The sequence below is a fragment of the Agrobacterium sp. 22-214-1 genome (genome assembly GCF_053522465.1).
Genome location: NZ_JBNWCK010000003.1, coordinates 50,870 through 68,565, shown reverse-complemented (window position 1 = coordinate 68,565; position 17,696 = coordinate 50,870). Strand labels below are relative to the sequence as shown.

13 protein-coding genes and 1 other RNA gene are annotated in these 17,696 nt (G+C 60.7%); 10 read left to right on the top strand and 4 right to left on the bottom strand.

From position 1 onward, the window contains the following. Positions 1-176: 176 nt before the first annotated feature. The 4 genes from ACQZ5G_RS13330 (at position 177) to ACQZ5G_RS13315 (ending at position 9,850) form a co-directional block, all read left to right on the top strand. A complete protein-coding gene (locus ACQZ5G_RS13330; RefSeq protein WP_448736610.1) occupies positions 177-1,343 on the top strand; it encodes an efflux RND transporter periplasmic adaptor subunit in 1,167 nt (388 codons plus the stop codon). After that, a complete protein-coding gene (locus tag ACQZ5G_RS13325) occupies positions 1,340-4,489 on the top strand; it encodes an efflux RND transporter permease subunit (protein ID WP_003522359.1) in 3,150 nt (1,049 codons plus the stop codon). The genes ACQZ5G_RS13330 and ACQZ5G_RS13325 overlap by 4 nt, the downstream gene beginning before the upstream one ends. A gap of 134 nt (positions 4,490-4,623) precedes the next feature. Then, positions 4,624-6,036, top strand: coding sequence for an FAD-binding oxidoreductase (locus ACQZ5G_RS13320; protein WP_003522360.1), 1,413 nt, complete (start codon positions 4,624-4,626; stop codon positions 6,034-6,036). Between the two features lie 91 nt (positions 6,037-6,127). After that, positions 6,128-9,850 carry an AsmA family protein gene (locus ACQZ5G_RS13315; RefSeq protein WP_003522361.1) on the top strand — a complete coding sequence of 1,241 codons (3,723 nt, stop codon included), beginning with the start codon at positions 6,128-6,130 and terminating at the stop codon, positions 9,848-9,850. Between the two features lie 357 nt (positions 9,851-10,207). Here the strand turns inward: ACQZ5G_RS13315 and ACQZ5G_RS13310 are convergent, their stop codons facing one another. From ACQZ5G_RS13310 to ssrA, 4 genes are all read right to left on the bottom strand, one after another. Further along, the gene (locus ACQZ5G_RS13310; RefSeq protein WP_003522362.1) at positions 10,208-10,417 is read right to left on the bottom strand and encodes a ribbon-helix-helix domain-containing protein; all 210 of its coding nucleotides are present in this window, start codon (positions 10,415-10,417) and stop codon (positions 10,208-10,210) included. 113 nt (positions 10,418-10,530) lie between these two features. Beyond that, on the bottom strand, positions 10,531-10,734 hold the full coding sequence (locus ACQZ5G_RS13305) for a DUF4169 family protein (protein ID WP_003522363.1): 204 nt from the start codon (positions 10,732-10,734) through the stop codon (positions 10,531-10,533). A gap of 44 nt (positions 10,735-10,778) precedes the next feature. Then, positions 10,779-11,291 carry an SspB family protein gene (locus tag ACQZ5G_RS13300; RefSeq protein WP_003522364.1) on the bottom strand — a complete coding sequence of 171 codons (513 nt, stop codon included), beginning with the start codon at positions 11,289-11,291 and terminating at the stop codon, positions 10,779-10,781. A 229-nt stretch (positions 11,292-11,520) separates the two neighbouring features. Next, positions 11,521-11,895: a transfer-messenger RNA gene (ssrA, locus tag ACQZ5G_RS13295) on the bottom strand. A 142-nt stretch (positions 11,896-12,037) separates the two neighbouring features. On the opposite strand from ssrA, the gene ACQZ5G_RS13290 reads away from it, so the two are divergent. From ACQZ5G_RS13290 to ACQZ5G_RS13265, 6 genes are all read left to right on the top strand, one after another. Next, the gene (locus ACQZ5G_RS13290; protein ID WP_003522365.1) at positions 12,038-12,346 is read left to right on the top strand and encodes a DUF2853 family protein; all 309 of its coding nucleotides are present in this window, start codon (positions 12,038-12,040) and stop codon (positions 12,344-12,346) included. A 99-nt stretch (positions 12,347-12,445) separates the two neighbouring features. Then, positions 12,446-13,240: a thymidylate synthase gene (locus ACQZ5G_RS13285; RefSeq protein ID WP_080851482.1), complete on the top strand. Its 795-nt coding sequence runs from the start codon at positions 12,446-12,448 to the stop codon at positions 13,238-13,240. After that, complete coding sequence (locus ACQZ5G_RS13280; RefSeq protein WP_448736611.1) at positions 13,237-13,764, top strand: dihydrofolate reductase; 528 nt, start codon at positions 13,237-13,239, stop codon at positions 13,762-13,764. The genes ACQZ5G_RS13285 and ACQZ5G_RS13280 overlap by 4 nt, the downstream gene beginning before the upstream one ends. 143 nt (positions 13,765-13,907) lie before the next feature. Further along, the gene (hflK, locus tag ACQZ5G_RS13275; RefSeq protein ID WP_448736612.1) at positions 13,908-15,026 is read left to right on the top strand and encodes an FtsH protease activity modulator HflK; all 1,119 of its coding nucleotides are present in this window, start codon (positions 13,908-13,910) and stop codon (positions 15,024-15,026) included. A 1-nt stretch (position 15,027) separates the two neighbouring features. After that, on the top strand, positions 15,028-15,951 hold the full coding sequence (hflC, locus tag ACQZ5G_RS13270; RefSeq protein WP_003522369.1) for a protease modulator HflC: 924 nt from the start codon (positions 15,028-15,030) through the stop codon (positions 15,949-15,951). A gap of 192 nt (positions 15,952-16,143) precedes the next feature. Beyond that, positions 16,144-17,688, top strand: a complete 1,545-nt coding sequence (locus ACQZ5G_RS13265) for a Do family serine endopeptidase (protein WP_448736613.1) — start codon at positions 16,144-16,146, stop codon at positions 17,686-17,688. Positions 17,689-17,696: the final 8 nt, after the last annotated feature.

Below are 17,696 nucleotides of genomic sequence, written 5' to 3'. Positions count from 1 at the left end.
ATGCACAGATGGATTGCGGATTTACTGCGCTGGGCGGCATTTGCGCCCAAATTACAATTACGTAAGGAACGGATTTGTGCGTTGCCTTGCCTTGGCCAAGCAGGAATACTGCATCTGTCCCGGAACGTGTCGTTTTTGGGAACATGTCGTGCTGCGCGGATCAACCGGAGAAATATATGCGGGTCTGGAAACAGGTGGGTGTCAGTGTTGCCGTGGTGGGAGCCGGGCTCTGTCTCTGGGGCTTCTATTCGCCCGAAGCCCGCAATGTGCTCGCCGCGATAGGGCTTGGCAAAACGCCTGCCGGGGCGATTGAAGTCGCCGCATCCGGCGGCCCGGCAGCCGGTGCGTCCACAGGCCAGAATGCCGGCGGTGCGCGCCGCAACGGCAACGCCACACTGGTGGTGACGGCCCCGGTGAAGAAAGGCACGGTTAATGACCGGCTGAACGCCATCGGTAATGGCGAGGCGATCCAGTCGGTTGTCGTCATGCCGCAGGCTTCCGGCACGCTTTCCGAAATTCGCACGTCGTCCGGCGCACGTGTCGTGAAGGGCCAGGTGCTGGCGCGGCTCGACGATGAAGAGCAGGTGATCGAGCGCGACAAGGCGCAGGTGGCGCTGCGCAGCGCCGTTGAAAAATCCAATTCCTACAAGAACCTGAAATCCGTTTCCCGCCTCGATGTGCTGGATGCGCAGATTGCCGAGGAAGCCGCCAAGCTTGCGCTGAGCACCGCCGAACTCAATCTCAAGCGCCGCGACATCGTTGCGCCGATAGAGGGTGTGGCGGGTATCGTCGCCGCGAATATCGGCGATAACGTCACCACGCAGTCAACCATCGTCAGCATCGATGACCGTTCGGAAATTCTCGTCAATTTCTGGGCTCCCGAGCGGTTCGCAACCGCGATCAAGGTCGGCATGCCGGTGGAGGCGACGTCCATTTCCCGGCCGGGTGAGACCTTCAAGGGCGAGATCGAGGCCGTCGACAACCGCGTCGATGAGGCGAGCCGCACGATCCGCATCCGGGCGAAGTTCGGCAATGAGAAGGACGAGTTGAGGGCGGGCATGTCCTTCGGCGTGACCATGCGTTTTGCCGGGGAGACCTATGCCTCGGTCGATCCGCTGGCCGTGCAGTGGGATGCGGAAGGCTCTTACGTCTGGCGTGTGGCCGACAATAAATCGAACAAAGTGCGGGTGCAGATCGTGCAGCGCAATCCCGATGCCGTTCTCGTCAAGGCGGAGCTGGCGGATGGCGAACCTGTCGTGATCGAGGGCCTTCAGCGTGTCAGGGAAGGCGGCGCGGTCCGCGTTGGCAATCAGCCGAAGCCTGAAGAGGTTGCCAGCCAATGACGACGCAGCCACCCTCCGGGCAGGATTCCAAGCTCGCCTTTACGGCATTGTTCGTCCGCCGGCCGATTCTGGCGGCGGTTCTCAATACGCTTCTGGTCGTTGCCGGCCTTGCGGCGCTGGTGGGCGTTGAAGTGCGTGAACTGCCTGATGTCGACCGGCCGACGATCAGCGTCAGGACCACCTATGAGGGGGCCGCACCCGAAACCATCGATCAGGAAGTGACGCAGACCATCGAAGGTGCGGTGGCGCGGGTCAGCGGCGTCAAATCCATCTCGTCCAACTCGCAGTTCGGCACCAGCCGCGTGACGCTGGAATTCGGCGACAATGTCGATCTGGCGGTTGCCGCCAACGATGTGCGCGACGCCATCGGCCGCGTTACCAACCAGTTGCCGGACGATGCCGACGAGCCGCAGATCATCAAGGCGGATTCCGACAGCCAGCCGATCATGCGCCTTGCCGTCACTTCCTCCACGCTCAGCATGGAAGACCTGACCAAGTTGGTGGATGACGAGATCATCGACCGTCTGGCCGCCGTCGACGGCGTGGCCGATGTGGAGCTTTACGGTGATCAGGAAAAGGTTTTTCGGGTCGATCTCAATCAGGCGGCGCTCGCCAGCCGCGGTTTGACGGTGACCGATGTTTCAAACGCGCTTGCCAGCGCAGCCCTCGACGTGCCGGCGGGGTCGCTGAAAAGCACGACGCAGGACATCGTCGTGCGCGCCACCGCCAGCCTGACGAAGCCTGAGGATTTCTCCAATCTTCTCATCAAGAACAATATCCGCCTGCGGGATGTGGCGACCGTCATGCTGGGGGCGGATGATGAATCCACCTCGCTGCGCTCCAATGGCGTGCAGGGCGTCGGTCTCGGTGTCATCCGTCAGGCGCAGTCGAACACGCTCAGTATCTCGACCGGCGTGAAGGCGGCCGTCGACGCCATGTCGGCCAATCTGCCCGAAGGTACGCGCATCGTCGTAACCAGTGACGATGCCGTCTTCATCGAAGGCGCGCTGCACGAGGTCGAGCTGGCGCTCGGTCTCTCGGCGATCATCGTCGTCGTCGTGCTCTATCTCTTCCTGCGCGACTGGCGCGCCACCCTCATTCCGGCAATCACCATGCCGGTGGCGTTGATCGGCACCATTGTCGCCATCTATATGGTCGGCTTCTCGGTCAATATTCTGACGCTGCTTGCCATTGTTCTGGCGACCGGTCTCGTGGTCGATGACGCCATCGTGGTGCTGGAAAATATCGTGCGCCGCCGGGCGGAAGGCATGGGGCCGCGCGCCGCCGCCGTTCTCGGCACGCAGGAAGTTTTCTTCGCGGTCATCGCGACGACGGCGACGCTTGCCGCCGTGTTCATTCCGCTCTCCTTCCTGCCGGGCCAGCTTGGCGGCCTGTTCCGCGAATTCGGTTTCGTGCTGGCCTTCGCGGTGGGCTTGTCCTCCATCGTGGCGCTGACGCTCTGCCCGATGCTCGCCTCGCGTATGTTGAAGGAGGGGCTGAAGGAGCCGACGGGGCCGCTCGCATGGTTCGGTAATGTCTTTGCCTCCACCTACAAAACGACGCTTTCCGCCTGCCTCAACAATCCGCTGATCGTTATCGTCGTGGCGCTGATCTTTTCCGGCCTGTCGTGGATCGCCTTCGGCATGATCCAGAACGAGTTGACGCCGCGCGAGGACCGCGCCTCGATCATGATGCGAGTCACCGCGCCGCAGGGCGTCAGCCTCGAATATACCCGCGACCAATTGCAGCGGATTGAAGAAAACTTGCAGCCGCTGCGCGACAGCGGTGAAATCCGCAATATTTACTCCATCACCGGCATGAACGGCTCGTCCAATACCGGTTTCATGGTGCTGACGCTGGCGCCCTGGGCAGATCGTGAACGCACGCAGAACCAGATTGCCGCCGATGTCACTTCCGCCGCCAACAGGGTGCCGGCGCTGCGCGGCAATGCAATGCAGCCGAACAGCCTCAGAATTCGCGGTGCCGGCAACGGCCTGCAGATGGCGATGGTTGGCAGCAACTATGCGGCGCTGACCGAGGCGACGCAGAAATTGCTGCTTTCCATGGAGGAAAGCGGCCTGTTCGATACGCCGCGTTTCGACAACGAACCCAATCAGGCGCAGATTTCCGTCTCCATCGACCGCGAGCGTGCGTCGGATCTCGGCATCGATATCACCGGCCTGTCGCGCGCCATGCAGTCGCTGCTGGAAGGGCGCTCGATTGTCGACGTCTTCGTGGATGGCGATGCGATTCCCGTACGGCTTTTGTCTTCCACCCGGCCGATCAACGATCCGACAGATCTGGAAAACGTCTTCCTGAAGACGGGCGACGGCAAGATCGTGCCGATGTCGGTCATCGCCACGCTGAAGGAAAATGCGGTTGCGCCGCAGCTCAACCGCGAGCAGCAGCTTCCCTCCGTCGGCTTTACTGCCAATCTGAAGGACGGCGTTTCGCTGGGCGAGGCGCTGCAAAAGGTAAATGAGCTTTCGCAATCCGTCATGCCGGCCGGCGCTCGTCTGCTGCCGCTCGGCGAGGCCGCGACGCTGGAGGAAAATTCGAGCGGCATGTTGCTGACCTTCGGTTTTGCCATCGCCATCATCTTCCTCGTGCTTGCTGCGCAGTTCGAAAGCGTGCTGAGTTCGGTCATCATCATGACGACGGTGCCGCTCGGCCTTGCCTGCGCGGTCATCGCGCTGCTCGTTACCGGTTCAAGCCTCAACGTCTATAGCCAGATCGGGCTCGTGCTGCTCGTCGGGGTGATGGCGAAAAACGGTATTCTCATCGTCGAATTCGCCAATCATCTGCGCGATCAGGGCGCAACCGTGCGGGAAGCCATTGAAAAGGCGACGAGCATTCGCCTGCGTCCTGTCATGATGACGATGATTGCGACCATTCTCGGCGGTGTTCCGCTGGTGCTGGCGCAGGGTGCCGGCGCGGAAGCGCGCATCGCGCTCGGCTGGGTTATCGTCGGCGGCCTAGGTTTTGCGACGCTGGTGACGCTTTACATCACGCCGGTCTCCTACCTGCTGATTGCCCGCTTCGCCAAACCGCAGGCGGATGAGGAAATCCGTCTTCACCGCGAGCTTGAACTTGCCGCCCGCCGCAAGGCGCTGGAGGAGGACAAGCCGCTGCTGGCGGCAGAGTGAAAAACGGTTGCCGCCAAACAGTGTTTGGCGCAATCGCGATGCTGGACAAAGCGTTAACCTTATCCCATACCACCTGACGGAATTTCGTAACGGATCGAATCCTTTACGGGCAGATGTTGCGGTGGAGACGGACGATGGCGCTGAAAGATGTGGTGGCGGGAAAGCGGAACGAAGAGGGCATCGCGTCTGCACTCGCGGTGCTGAAGCAGCAGCTCGGCGACAGGCTCCAGACCGGACAGGCGTTTCGCGAGCAGCACGGCCACACCACCACCTACCTGACGCTACAGGCCCCTGACGGCGTCGTTTTTGCCGAGAGTGCGGACGATGTGAAGGCGGTGGTAAAGGTCTGCGCGCAATATAAGGTGCCGGTCATTCCTTTCGGAACGGGGTCTTCGCTGGAAGGGCAGGTGAATGCGCCGAACGGCGGAATCTGCATCGATTTCAGCCGGATGAATCGCATCATTGAGGTGAATGCCGAAGATCTTGACGTGACGGTGGAGCCGGGCGTGACGCGCGAGGACCTCAATGTCTATCTGCGCGATACCGGCCTGTTCTTCCCCATCGATCCCGGCGCCAATGCCTCCATCGGCGGCATGGCCTCGACGCGGGCCTCCGGCACCAATGCCGTGCGTTACGGCACGATGAAAGACAATGTGCTGGCCGTCACCGCCGTCGTCGCCAATGGCGAGGAAATCCGCACCGCCCGCCGTGCCCGCAAGTCGTCCGCCGGTTACGATCTGACGCGGCTTTTCGTCGGTGCTGAAGGCACGCTCGGTGTCATCACTTCCGTGACCTTGCGGCTTCAGGGTATTCCGGAAAAAATCGCCGGCGGGGTCTGCACTTTTGACAGCGTCAAGGCGGCCTGCGATGCCGTCATCATGACGATCCAGATGGGGGTTCCGGTCGCCCGCATCGAATTGCTGGACGAGGTGCAGGTGCGGGCCTGCAACGCCTATTCCGGCCTGAACTACGCGGAGAAGCCGACGCTCTTCGTGGAGTTCCACGGCACCGAAGAAACGGCGGCGCTGCAATCGCAGCAATTTGCGGAGATCGCCGCCGAATGCGGTGGCGTGGATTTCCGCTGGACGAGCGACGCGGCCGAGCGCAACAAGCTCTGGAAGGCGCGGCACGATGCCTACTGGGCTTCCCGCGCGCTCGCGCCGCATCTCGACGGGCTTTCCACCGATGTCTGCGTGCCGATTTCGCGGCTCGCGGATTGCGTGGTGGAAACGCAGCGGGATATTCAGGAAAATGGATTTCTGGCACCCATCGTCGGCCATGCGGGCGACGGGAACTTCCACGTCCTTATTCTGTTCGATGGCAAGGACGCGGAAAGCGTGGCGAAAACCGAAGCCTTCGTCGCCCGTCTCAACCGCCGCGCCATCGCCATGGACGGCACCTGCACCGGTGAACACGGCATCGGCCAGGGCAAGATGAGTTTCCTCGCTGAAGAGGCGGGCAATGCACTGGATCTGATGCGCGCCATCAAAACGTCGCTCGATCCCGATAACATCTTCAATCCGGGCAAGTTGTTCCGTCTTGTCTGATCATTCTCATATTTGATTGGTACAAAAGGCTGCTTGCCGTTAAGGCAGAAAAGAATAGGTTTGCAGCGTTCGCGAAGGGAGATGCAGGTCAGTGCTCGGACGTATTCTGGTTTTTCTGGGCGGACTGCTGGCCGTGGTGCTGTTTTCGGCGCTGCTTATTCCCTATTTCGTCGACTGGACGGATTTCCGCCGCGATTTCGAGGATCAGGCAAGCCGTATTCTCGGTAAGAAGGTGGTGGTGCATGGCCGCGTCGAAGCCCGTATCCTGCCTTTCCCTTCGGTAACATTGCATGATGTGCGTGCCGGAACGGATGCGGATGGATCGCCGCTCATTCAGGTCGCCCGTTTTTCCATGGATGCCGAGCTTGCGCCTTTCCTCTCCGGCGAGGCGCGTATCTTCGACATGCGCATCGAGGAACCCAAGGCCAAGATAAGGCTGCTGAAGGACGGCACGCTGGACTGGATGCGCGGCAGCCGCGCGGAAATTCCCGCCCGCACCGTGGTTCTGGAAAGCGTGCAGATCGAAGGCGGGCAGATCGAATTCATCGACGAGCAATCCGGCCGCAACCGTGTCGTGACCGGTCTCAATGCCGACATGTCCGCCAATTCGCTGGCCGGGCCGTGGAAGGCGGAGGGACGCGCCGCCGTCGACGGGCATCCGGGCTCCTTCTCGCTCTCCAGCAGCGAGCCGGATTATGCCGCCGGCCGCATGGGGCTGAGGGTGCGGCTGGTGCCGGACGAACATCCGGTCGAGGTCGATCTCGATGGTGCGATTGCCGCAACGGCGGGAAAGCCGGCCTATAGCGGTTCTTTCTCCTTCAGTTTCCGCGAAGACGAAAAGCAGAAGCAGCAGGCAGGACAATCGCTGTTTTCCTCGCCGCGCACTCGCGGCAGCTTTGAACTCACCAATGAAAGCGTGCGTATCCCGAGCTACCGCATGGAACTCGGCGGCAGTGAAAATCCCTATGTCGTGACCGGGGAAGCGACGCTCGATACCGGCGCCAAGCCGGAATTCCTGCTGACGGCCGATGGCCAGCAGATCGATGTCGCCCGCTTTGCGCCGCCCGTCGTGCAGGCGGGCAAGACCTCGCGCCAGCCCACCGCCTCGGTTCGCCAGCGTATCGAGGCCTTTGCGGCCATGGTGGCCCGCATTCCGGTGCCGCCGGTGCCGGGCAAGGCCAGCATCAGCCTTCCGGCGCTCGTTTCCGATGATACGACCATTCGCGACATCAGGCTGGATGTGCGCCCTGAAGGCAGCGGCTGGCAGGTGGTGAATGCCGTGGCGACCCTGCCGGGCCGGACGCAGCTCGAAGCTAAGGGGTCGTTGACGCTTCTCGGCGGCCCTGCCTTCAACGGCAATCTGCTTCTCGCTTCCAATCAGCCCTCGGGTCTGGCGAACTGGCTTTCCGGTTCCGTCGATCCGGCGATCCGCCAGCTCAATGCCGCCGGTTTTTCCGCCGATGTCTCGTTGACGACGCTCAACCAGCGTTTCGACAATCTGGAGCTTGCAGTCGGCGATGCGTCGCTGAAGGGTGAGCTGGAGCGGCGCTCCGACGGCAAGACCTCCAATCTTTCCATCGATCTTGCCGGTAACGAAATCGATCTCGATGCGCTGAAGGCGCTCGGCAGTCTGGCGCTTGGCGATCAGGTCGGCAGTTCCGTCCTCGACCACCGCATTACCGCAAAATTCAAGGCCGACCGGTTCAACATGGCCGGTGTGACCGCCAATCATGTCGAGACCGCCTTCACCATGGCGGGGGGCGTTCTCTCGCTGGAAAACATGACGGCCGGAGACATCGCCGGTGCGGAGGTCAGGGCAAGGGGTGAGCTGCAGGGTTCGCTGCTGAAATATGCGGGCAAGGGCACGGTGAACCTGCATGCGGCGGATATGCAGCCGTTCTTCACCATGCTGCAGCAGAAATTGCCGAACCACCCATTCCTCAGCCGTCTGGCGGCGAGTGCGCCGTGGTACGCCAATTCCGATCTCTCCATGGATGTTTCGGTCAATAGCGAAAATGGCGGCGCCAATGTCGCCGTTTCCGGCACTGTCAATGGCAGCCGGCTGTCGGCCGTGGCCAAGATGCCGGATTTCCTGTCGATCACCGATGATACCGCCATGTCGCTGGAAGCGGTTCTGAAAAACCAGTCGACGGCCATCCTGTTCGGGCAGGCGGGGCTCGATCCGCTGCCCTTCGATGCGGATGGCGAGGGGCTTTTGTCCATCAAGCTCAACGGCACGCTCGGCTCGCCCGCCCAGACGGAACTACGCTTCTCGACGGAGCGCACGCATTTTTCGATGAACGGTTCCTTTGCCGTTTCGTCGGCCAATTTCGGTGAGGGCAGCGCCGACGTGGCGCTCGAAAGCGCCGACATCGAGCCCTATCTCATCATGAACGCCGTCGGTCTGCCGCAGCTTGGCGGCGGCATGGCGTTGAAGGCCAACGCGAAAGTGGCGGTGGATGGGCAGAAGATCGCGCTTTCCTCGATAGGCGGGCAGGCGGGCGGAAATCCGTTCTCGGGCAATCTGACCTTCCAGCGCGCCGCGCCCTATCCCGTCACCGGCGATCTTGCGGTCAGAACGGCCGATCTCGCCTGGCTGGGTGACGCGATCTATGGGCCGGTGATCGATCCGGAAACCGGGGCGCTCAACGCCAAGCCGCTGGCCATGGCCGCGTTCCCGCAGCTCAAGGCTTCGCTTGCCTTGAAAGCGGAGAGCTTCGAGGCCGGCCCCTTCGGCACGGTCACGGGTGTTTCGGCCAAGGTCACGCATGATGCTGGCAGCCTCTCGCTCGACGATGTTGCCGGCACCTTCATGGGCGGCAAGCTGACGGGACGGCTCGCCATGTCCACGGGCGAGGGGGCGGGCATTTTCCGCACCAAGATTGCGGTCACCGACGCCAATCCCGAGCCGATCCTGTGGGCGAATGCCAACGGGCCGGTCGCGGCAGGCCGGGTCGCCATCGACCTGACGGCCGAATCGACCGGCAAAAGCGTCGGTGAAATGCTGAAATCGGCAGGCGGCTCGGGTGAAATCCGGGTCGGTGGGCTGGTGCTGAAGGGGCTCAATCCGGGCACCCTGCCGCCGATCCTGCAGGCGGCGGACGGTTTGCAGCAACCGATCGACGCGCCCAAGGTGCGGCCGCTGGTGGACCAGAGCCTGTGGCAGGGTGAAATCGGTCTAGGCGATGTGGCCTTGCCGTTCTCGCTGAATGGCGGCGCGCTTCATTTCAAGAATTTGCGCGCGGGGATCGATCCGGTAACGCTGACGGCCGATGCAACGGTCGATCTTGCGGCTTCGACGGTGAACGGCGACCTCGATCTCCTGCTCAATCCCGGCACCGAAACGGTTGCGGGGGCCGAGCCTTCGGTGCGCCTGAATTATAACGGCCCGCTTGCCGCGCCGGCTTTGACGACCGACGTTTCGGCGCTCAGCAATTACCTGTCGCTCCGGGCTTTCGAAAAGGAGCGTCGCCGGGTGGAGGCCATGCAGGCCAGCGTTCTCGAAAAGCAGCGTCTGCGCCGCGAAGTGGCGCTTTATCGCTCGCAGGCGGCCGAGCGGCAGGCCGAGAAGGAACGGGCGGAGGCGGAAGCCAAGGCCAAGGCCGAAGAAGAGGCGCGTCTGAAGGCGGCAGCCGAAGAACGTCTGCGCCAGGAAAAGGAACAGCAGGAGCGGTTGCAACAACAGCAACAACAACAGCAGGAACAGGGGCAACAGCCGACGCCCGAGCGGCAATCCGCGCCGGTTCTGGTGGTGCCTCCGACGGAAAATGCCATCCGGCAACTGGCGCCGGAAAATGCTCCCGCCACGCCGTAAGCTTGCGGGCAGGGGAGGGCTGATCGGCCTTCATATTGCGAAAGTGGGAAACCTGTCCCGGAACGTTGCATCATCCTCGAGCATGAGTCGAGAATCTCACGGTAAACTCGTTCCCTGACGGCGGAAACCCGGGAACGCTTCGTGGTGGATGGGAAAGGTCTGGAAACAGTATTTGAAAGCAAGGCTACGCAATACGGGAAATGCCTTGCAGCGCAGACTAGGCCGCCAATGTTTAATGAATGCTTTCACGGCGTTACGAGTTTTTGGCAGTAATTTTTGTAGTCCGGGGGGACAAATCCGGATAGAGGCATCCACAGGTCGTGATCGATTGCGTATCTTTACTCACGCCGGAAAACCTCAGCGGGTTTTCAGCCAGTTCAGCACATAAACCCGCAGCGACGAGGACAGATTGCTGTCGGCGGAGCGGTTGTCGTCTATTTCGGCAAGCAGGGCCGCGAAACTGATCTTGCGTCTTTCCGCAATGGTTTTCAGCTCGTCCCAGAAGGCATCCTCGAGTGAAATGCTGGTGCGGTGGCCGTGCAACGTCGCGGAGTGCTTGCGGATCATCAGATCGGTCTCCGGTGAAACCGGTTGGAGGTCTGAATCATGTCTCCCCGGCAAGTCCCTGTTTTGCGATTCTTTTCCGATAGTCCCGAAATCTGCGACGGCCGGCCGGCCTGTCAGTCTTTGCCGGTCCCGTCATCGTTTTTTTCGAGCCGCCCCTGATCGAGCGCCTTTTCGGCCTTTTCGTTCAGGGCCGAGGTAAGATTTTTTTCGGTCTTGGTGCGGCCGAAGGACAGGCGGTTCTGCTCCGCCTGCTTTTCTTTTTCGCTACGGGCTTTCTGTTTGCGAAACTGACGCAGATTGACGATATCGGCCGCCATGGGGATATGTCTCCTCGGGTTTCGTAAGCTCGGCGTAAAAGCCGTTATTGCTTCTTGCGGAAGGCATCCAGCGAAACGACCGAGCCTTCCTTCTTTTCCTCGCTGGATTTGGGCGTTTCGGAAGCAGTAGCCGGCTTTGCCTCGTGGGAAACGGGATAAGCGGTGATTTCGGCTTCTTCCAATTCTTCTTCTTCGGCCAGAGGCACGTCGAATTCGAGCTCGAAATTGACGGAAGGATCGTAGAAACCGCGAATGGCGTTATAGGGAATAACCAGCTTTTCCGGCGTATCCGAGAAGGACAGGCCGATTTCGAAGCCGGTTTCGGTTACTTTCAGGTCCCAGAACTGATGCTGGATAACGATCGTCATCTGTTCGGCATATTTCGCCTTCAGGTGCTGGGAAATCCGCACGCCCGGCGCGCCGGTCAGGAAGGTGATGAAGAAGTGGTGGTCGCCGGGCAGACGGCCGGTTGCGGCCACTTCACCCAAAACCTTACGAATAACGCCGCGAAGGGCATCCTGTGCGAGAATGTCGTAACGGATATGATCCTGCCCCATGCGGTCCTGTCTTTCCCTTATTCGAACGTCTTTTCATGCACGGCGCGGCTTGCGCGCCAAGGACGCTGTAACACTTTGAATCTTCGCGTAATCCTTGAGCCGGGATCATTTCCGATCCTGACGCTCACGCGTCGGCCAAGTATACGCAATGTCCTGAACGGCAGCAACGGAAAAGCCGATGCCGATTGCGAGTCAGCTATCATATAACCAATTCAGGCAAAATGGAGAAGGTGGAGGTTTCTGTTGCCAGGTACCTCCGAACCCCGCCTCACGGGGCTAACCGTGAGGACTTTAGAGCGGAATTCCCGCACCGCCATTAGGCAGCGAGAGCATATTCCTTAGCGTTGTTGTCGTTTGCAACTACACTTGTGACCCGATAACGGCGGTATCATGCCGAGCAAAAGTTCGATCTTTACGCCCTTGTCGATCCTATTTCGCCCCCATCAAAAGCCGGCCTTCGTTTCATGAAAGTCCGCCGGTTTTTGGTGGAGGCGCCGGGTACCGCCCCCGGGTCCAATAGGTTTATTACACCGACCGTTTATCGCCATAGCCGGGTTGCCCCGGCAAGGCTCATATAGGCGTTTCGACCGCCTGAGAAAAGGGGGGTGATGACAATTCCATGAAAAGGTTTCGTGATTGCGGCCCGCACTTTAGACAATTCTTGACGACGAGGGATTGCTGTCCCATTGTCCATGCAACCGGTCACCAGAAGCAACACCGGGCCGGGGACACACGAAGGAGTGGACATGACTGACTATCTCGCAGATGTGAAGAAATACGACGCAGCAGCCGACGAAGCCGTGGTCGGCAAGATCGTCAAGCATCTCGGCATCGCCCTGCGCAACCGGGATTCCTCGCTGGTGTCCGCTTCCGATCCGGAAGAGCTTGCACGTGTGAAGGCGAGCTGGTGCGGCAAGAAGCTCGGCGTGACCGACGGTACGGCCGATCAGGCAATCGATGCCGTTGCCAAGGCCATGGCGGCGGACCGCTCCAAATCGCGCGTGACCTTTTATTATCTGGTCGCCAAGGAACTCGGGAAACTGCAATCTCTCTGATTTTTCCTGAAAGGCGGGGATAAGCGTTTCCCCGGTGATTGGTTCTGCCGCCCTGTGCTATTATATTCCCCTGATATCAGGGAATCGGCGGCAGAACGCATGAAACAATATCTCGATCTTCTCCGGCATGTGATGGAAACCGGCTCCGACCGCGGAGACCGCACCGGCACGGGTACGCGCTCGGTGTTCGGTTACCAGATGCGTTTCGACCTTTCCGAAGGCTTTCCGGTTCTCACCACCAAGAAGCTGCATCTGCGCTCCATCATTCACGAACTCCTGTGGTTCCTGAAGGGCGATACCAATATCGCCTATCTCAAGGAAAACGGCGTTTCCATCTGGGATGAGTGGGCCGACGAGAACGGCGATCTCGGTCCGGTCTATGGTGCGCAGTGGCGCTCGTGGCCGGCACCGGACGGTCGCCATGTCGATCAGATCGCGCTTTTGATCGAGGGCCTGAAAACCAATCCGAACTCCCGCCGTCACATCGTTTCGGCCTGGAACCCGGCGCTGGTTGACGAAATGGCGCTGCCGCCCTGCCATTGCCTGTTCCAGTTCTATGTTTCCGATGGAAAGCTCTCCTGCCAGCTCTATCAGCGCTCGGCCGACATTTTCCTCGGCGTGCCGTTCAACATCGCCTCCTATGCGCTTCTGACGCTGATGGTGGCGCAGGTCACCGGCCTGAAGCCGGGCGACTTTGTCCATACGCTCGGCGATGCGCATATCTATGCAAATCATTTCGAGCAGGCGAAGCTGCAGATGACGCGTACGCCCAAGGCCCTGCCGACGATGCGCCTCAACCCGGATGTGAAGGATCTTTTCAGCTTTAAGTTCGAAGACTTTACGCTGGAAAACTACGAGGCCGATTCAAGCATCAAGGCGCCGATCGCGGTATGAGCGAGCCGCGCGTCACCATCATCGTTGCGGTGTCCGAAAACGGCGTCATCGGCCGCGATCTCGACATGCCGTGGAAGCTTTCCACCGACCTCAAGCGCTTCAAGGCGATGACGATGGGCAAGCCGCTCATCATGGGCCGCAAGACATTTTTATCCGTCGGCGAGCGTCCCTTGCCGGGCCGCCCGCATATCATCGTCAGCCGCAATGCCGATTACCGGCCGCAAGGCGTGGATGTCGTCTCCTCGCTGGAGGAGGCTTTGAAGCTTGCCAAAAGCAAGGCTGCGGAGCTGGGTGTGGATGAGGTCTTCGTGGCCGGTGGCGGTGAGATTTACCGTCAGGCCATGCCCTTCGCCGATCAACTTTCCGTCACCCATGTCGCGGTAAAGCTCGATGGCGACACTTTTTTTCCGGAAATCGATCCTGCCGTTTTTGAGAAAACCGAGGAAATCCCCGCTCCCGCAGGGGAAAAGGACAATTATCCGGTTCTGTTTACCACTTATGTGCGAAGAGCCGCGTCAAAGTGAACTATTTACCCTGATTGGGTATTTAGTTACCACCTCTGCGTTGAAACGGACGCTTCTCCTTCCTATAACGGGTCGATATTCCCGCCGCACGCGAGCAATCGCTTTCGAACGGAACCGGGAGAGGCTTTTATAAAGAGGTATTGATGCCCTGGAGCAATCAGAATGGCGGCGGCGGCCCTTGGGGCGGCGGCGGTGGAGGAAACAACCAGGGCGGCGGTGGCGGCCCATGGGGGCAGGGGCCTAACCGGCCTCGCGGTGGTGGCGGCGGCAATGGCGGCCCCCCCGATCTCGAAGAGATCATCCGGCGCAGCCAGGACCGTTTCAAGAATGTGCTGCCCGGCGGCTTCAACGGCGGCGCGGTTGCCATCGCGGTTCTCGTCGTGCTGGTTTTCCTCGGCATCCAGTCCATCTATACCGTTCAGCCGGACGAGCGCGGCGTGGAGCTGCGTTTCGGACGTCCGAAGGACGAAATCTCGATGCCCGGTCTGCATTTCCATCTGTGGCCGATCGAGACGGTTGAAATCGTCAAGGTTACCGAGCAGCAGCAGAATATCGGTTCGCGCGCCTCGTCGTCTTCGTCGAGCGGCGTGATGCTGACGGGCGACCAGAACATCGTCAACGTGCAGTTCTCGGTGCTCTATACGGTTTCGGATCCGAAATCCTATCTCTTCAACGTCGACAGCCCGGCCGAAACCCTGCAGCAGGTTTCCGAAAGCGCCATGCGCGAAGTCGTCGGCCGTCGTCCGGCACAGGACATTTTCCGCGATAACCGTCAGGCGATTGCGGCGGATGTGCGCACCATCATCCAGTCCACCATGGACGGTTATGGCGCGGGCATTTCCATCAATGCCGTGGCCATCGAAGATGCGGCGCCGCCGCGCGAAGTGGCCGATGCCTTCGACGAAGTGCAGCGTGCCGAACAGGACGAAGACCGCTTCGTTCAGGAAGCCAACCAGTACGCCAACCAGAAGCTCGGCGCGGCTCGCGGTCAGGCCGCGCAGATCCTCGAAGAAGCGAACGCGTACAAGTCGCGCGTCGTCAACGAGGCGCAGGGTGAGGCGCAGCGCTTCGTCTCCATCTATGACCAGTATCGCACCGCGCCGGACGTGACCCGCCAGCGCATGTTCCTGGAAACGATGGAGCAGGTCCTGAAGGGTTCCAACAAGATCATCATCGATGAGAAACAGGGCGTGGTGCCTTATCTGCCTCTGAACGAGATCATGCGCAACAATCCGGGCGCAGCACAGCAGGGAGGCAACTGATATGGGTAACCGTCTTTCTGCCATTCTCGTCGGCCTCGCCGTCGTGCTTTTCCTCGGTTACTCGTCGATCTTCGTCGTCAACGAGCGCCAGCAGGCCATCGTCGTCCGCTTCGGTGAAATCCAGGATGTGAAAACCGCGCCGGGCCTCTATTTCAAGCTGCCCTTCGCCTTCATGGATGCCGACCGGGTGCAATATATCGAGAACCGGGCGCTGCGCTTCGATCACGACAATATTCGTGTTCAGGTTTCCGGCGGCAAGTTCTACGAGGTCGATGCCTTCGTGGTCTATCGCATCACGGATGCGCGCCGCTTCCGGCAGACTGTCTCGGGTGACCAGATGTCGGCGGAATCGCGCCTGCGTACCCGTCTCGACGCATCGCTGCGCCGGGTCTACGGTCTGCGCGGCTTCGAATCGGCGCTCTCGGACGCCCGTGCATCGATGATGCAGGAAGTGCGTGACGATCTGCGTCCCGATGCGGAATCGCTCGGCATCAGCATCGTCGATGTCCGCATCCGCCGTACCGACCTGACGCAGGAAGTCTCGCAGCAGACCTTCGAGCGCATGAAGTCGGAACGTCTGGCCGAGGCCGAACTGATCCGCGCCCGCGGCAACGAAGAGGCGCAGCGCCGCCGCGCCATCGCCGACCGTCAGGTTGTCGAGTTCGAATCCGATGCGCGCCGTCAGTCCGAAGTGCTGCGCGGTGAAGGCGATGCCGAACGCAACAGGGTGTTCGGTGAGGCTTTCCAGCGCGATCCGAACTTCTTCGAGTTCTATCGCTCCATGTCCGCTTATGCCAATGCGCTGAACGGCAACGGCACGACGCTGGTTCTGTCCCCGGACTCGACCTTCTTCCGTTATTTCAACAATATCGACGGTGCGGCTCCTGCCGCTCCGGCTGCCCCTGCGCCAGCGCCGGCGAACTGATAGCGGAAAAGATGATTTTGGAGGGGCCGGTTTTACCGGCCCTTTCTTTTTGGTCCGTTTTCGTGCCAATGCTGTGGCTAAGGGCAAGGCGTCCCCCGCCTGTTCACGAAAAGGTATTTTTACACTTCATCATTCCGCCTTATGCTTTGCCGATATATGCAGGGCAAGACTATTTGAAACGCGAGGACGCTTATGGCCGTGACCCTTCTTTCGCCTTTTCGCAGCAGCATCGCCGCAGTCGCGGGCATCGCGCTTGTGGCAGGTAGCCTGACGGCACCGGTTGCTGCGAGAGCGCAGAGCCATGGGCCGGAATCGGTGGCCGATCTCGCCGAGCCGCTTCTCGATGCGGTGGTGAATATTTCCACGTCGCAGAACGTCAAGACCGAGGGCAAGGGCCCGGTTCCGCCGCGCCTGCCGGAGGGCTCGCCCTTTCAGGAATTCTTCAAGGATTATTTCGACAGCCAGAAGCCCGAAGGTGGCGAAAAGGTGAGTTCTCTGGGCTCGGGTTTCGTCATCGATCCGGCCGGCTACGTTGTCACCAACAACCATGTCATCGAGGGCGCTGACGCCATCGAGGTGATTTTCCCGAACGGCTCGAAGCTCAAGGCGACGCTGGTCGGCACCGATACCAAAACCGACCTTTCCGTCTTGAAGGTGGAGCCGAAAACGCCGCTGAAGGCCGTCAAGTTCGGCGATTCTCGCAGCATGCGCATCGGCGACTGGGTGATGGCCATCGGCAACCCATTCGGGCTTGGCGGCTCGCTGACGGTGGGTGTCATTTCCGCGCGGGGCCGCAACATCAATGCCGGTCCCTATGACAATTTCATCCAGACGGATGCGGCCATCAACAAGGGCAATTCCGGCGGTCCGCTCTTCAACATGAAGGGTGAGGTTATCGGCATCAATACCGCGATCATTTCCCCGAGCGGCGGTTCGATCGGCATCGGTTTCGCCGTGCCGACGGAGCTTGCCCAGAATATCGTCCAGCAGCTCATCGAGTTCGGGGAGACGCGCCGCGGCTGGCTCGGCGTTCGTGTCCAGCCGGTCACCGACGATGTGGCGGCAAGCCTCGGCATGGACAGCGCCAAGGGTGCGCTGATCTCCGGCGTCGCCAAGGGCGGACCGGTGGAGAACGGCCCGATCCAGGCCGGCGATGTCGTGCTGAAATTCGACGGCAAGGATATTCATGAAATGCGCGACCTCTTGCGGATCGTGGCGGAAAGCCCGGTCGGCAAGGAGGTCGATGTGGTGATCCTGCGTGACGGCAAGGAGGAAACCGTCAAGGTCAAGCTCGGGCAATTGCAGGATACGACCGATGAAAAGGCCTCGGTCGAAGATCAGCAGAGTGAAGACGGCGATAGCGGTGTGGTTGCACCGGAAGATGATGGCGGCGCCGACGATCAGGCGCAGGACCAGACGCCGGAAGTGCGCGAGGCGCCGCAGAGCGTGCTCGGCATGAATCTCGTGGTGCTGAGCAATGAGTTGCGCACCGAAAAGGGCATTGCCGAAAGCGTTGAAGGCGTGCTGGTGGCGAGCATCGATCCGGGTTCGCCCGCCGAGCAGAAGGGCATGAAGGCCGGCGATATCATCGTCGAGGTCGGGCAGGATTTCATGGAGGTTCCGGGCGACGTGCTGGTGCGCGTCAACGGCCTTAAATCCGAAGGCCGCAAGAATGCGCATATGATGGTGGCCGATGCGCAGGGTAATTTGCGCGTCGTGGCACTGCCGCTGGAATAAGGCGCTTT